This window comes from uncultured Kiloniella sp. (genome assembly GCF_937128705.1).
Classification (GTDB): Bacteria; Pseudomonadota; Alphaproteobacteria; order Kiloniellales; family Kiloniellaceae; genus Kiloniella.
Genome location: NZ_CAKZMP010000223.1, coordinates 1 through 2230, shown reverse-complemented (window position 1 = coordinate 2230; position 2230 = coordinate 1). Strand labels below are relative to the sequence as shown.

Annotated in this window: 2 protein-coding genes and 1 pseudogene; 2 read left to right on the top strand and 1 reads right to left on the bottom strand. The window is 47.2% G+C overall.

Going from position 1 to position 2230, the window contains the following annotated elements; translation table 11 throughout:
* Positions 1-287 (bottom strand): hypothetical protein (locus Q0241_RS11630; RefSeq protein WP_299377529.1); only part of this gene is annotated, 287 nt, incomplete at its 3' end.
* 222 nt (positions 288-509) lie between these two features.
* Here Q0241_RS11630 and Q0241_RS11625 point away from each other — a divergent pair.
* On the top strand, positions 510-1628 hold the full coding sequence (locus Q0241_RS11625) for an adenylate/guanylate cyclase domain-containing protein (RefSeq protein WP_299377527.1): 1119 nt from the start codon (positions 510-512) through the stop codon (positions 1626-1628).
* A gap of 172 nt (positions 1629-1800) precedes the next feature.
* Positions 1801-2230: pseudogene (locus Q0241_RS11620) on the top strand (DUF1338 family protein); the annotation flags it as partial.

Here is a 2230-nt window from a genome sequence, read left to right as displayed (position 1 = left end):
TCATGGTTGGTTTGATCCCCTTGTCGGGTCTTGTTATGTTTTTCTTGGATAGGATCACAGGCGATTGCCGTTCCCTTGCATATTACATTGACGTCTTTTTGCGCACTGAAGGCCCACTGAGCATGTAGGGTGCGCCCCAAATTGGTCCCATTATTATCTGGGATCGATGCGGTATCTGGTGTGACAGGAGCATCAGCGACATAGGTCACATCTGGTGTGACAGGAGCATCAGCGACATAGGTCACAACGCCGATCGGGTTGTTGAGCATATCGGATGATAGGGGCATGATATCTCTCTGAAAGCGGGTGGATATTTATCTATACCTGAAAGGGCCAGAAATGAAATAACAGGACTTGGTTTCTTTTTGTGGCAAGTTCTCTACTATAGAGCAGATTAAAATATCTTATAAACAGGTTTTGTAAGAGGCAAAGAAAAAGGCAGAATTCAATTCAATCTCTTTTTTTTGCGTACCTGTTTATAGGCCATAGCTCCCGATCAGGTGAGGTAAATGACAGACGAAAAAGCAGCAAAATATAATGCTGACGATGTTCTTGAATACGCGACAGACAGTATTCTTGTTACCGATTGCAACCTGGAAACTCCGGGACCAAAAATCATCTATGTAAACCGGTCGTTTGAAAAAATGACGGGCTGGTCGCGGACAGAAATTCTGGGGAAATCCCCCCGTATTTTGCAGGGGCAAAAGACCGACCATCGTATCTTTGACAATATGGCAGAAATCCTCGCCCAAGGAGATGTTTGGGAAGGGCAGACCATTAATTACCGCAAAGACGGTTCTGAATTTATGATGGAATGGTCCATTTCGTCTGTGTTTGACCCAGAGGGGAAGACCAGTTGTTATGTTGCTGTACAGCGTGACATAACAAGACGCGTTGAAACCGAAAACAAGTTAATACAGGCCCGACAGGACGCCGCCGAAGCCAATCGCAAGCGGATCAATCTTGCCCGGTATTTCTCTCCACAAACGGCGGAACACCTTGCGGATCATGATAATCCCTTGGGACAGATGCGTCGTCAAAATATTGCGGTGTTGTTTATTGATATTCAGGGCTCAACGACCATTGCCGAAAAGATGGACCCCGAACGTGTTGTGGCCATTCTACAGTCTTTCTACAGCCGCATGGCCAAGGTGATCTTTGCCTATAACGGATCGATCGAACACTTTGCCGGGGACTCTTTGTTGGCCATCTTTGGAATGCCCAAGGTGGGGGATAATGACGCAATTAATGCCCTGAAATGTTCGTATGACATGATAAAAGAGCTGGATCGCTGGAATGAAAAGCGCGTGCGACAAGGGCGTGAAAAGATCATCGCAGATATCTCGGTTCACTATGGGGAAGTGGTTCTGGGGGATATCGGTGTTCGAGAGTCCATGAGCTTTACGGTGATTGGCGATACCGTCAATACCACAAGTCGATTACAGGAATTGTGCCGTAAGCTCGATAAACGGGTTTTGGTGAGCGAAGATATTTTACAACAAGCCGAAGTCGAGGGGCAAAAAAGCTGGCAAAATTACTATTGCTACGAAGGTATTCACAAGGTCAGAGGCCGTGAAGAAGCCATCAGTGTCTATGGAGGGATCGAAAGCGGGATTGATTCCGAATAAGGGTGTCACATGGCTCGCGTGTCTATTACCTAGGTTATTCTTAAAACTCATGAAGTGATGAAAAGATATCGTTTTTCTTCGCATCTGCACAAATGCTATCTCCTAACTTTATTATAGGTTAAGGCTCGTTTGGCGAGTAAAAGCAATCGTGATTGCGTTCGGAGATAAAGTAATGACAAATGATAACCTTCAGGCCAATAGCTTCTTGGCTAAAAATGAAATCCGCGCCCAGTTTTCGCAGGCAATGTCCGCGATGTATAAGGAAGAGGTCCCGGCCTATGGCGCGTTGATGGATCTGGTGGCTGATGTCAATGCAGCGTCTTTGGAACAGGACGCGGATCTCCGGGATCAATTGACCCATACCGACGGGCTGGACCGTATCACCGAAGAACGCCACGGGGCCATTCGTGTCGGCACAGAAAAAGAGCTGTTTACCCTGCGCCGTCTTTTTGCGGTGATGGGCATGGAACCTGTCAGTTACTATGATCTGTCCGTTGCGGGTATCCCTGTGCATTCCACGGCTTTCCGTCCGGTCGACGAAGCTGATTTGAACCAGAACCCTTTCCGGATCTTCACATCCTTGTTGCGTCTGGAACTGATTG

Coding starts and splice junctions, on each gene's coding strand:
- Q0241_RS11625 (WP_299377527.1), top strand. CDS start 510: ATGACAGACGAAAAAGCAGCAAAATATAATGCTGACGATGTTCTTGAA.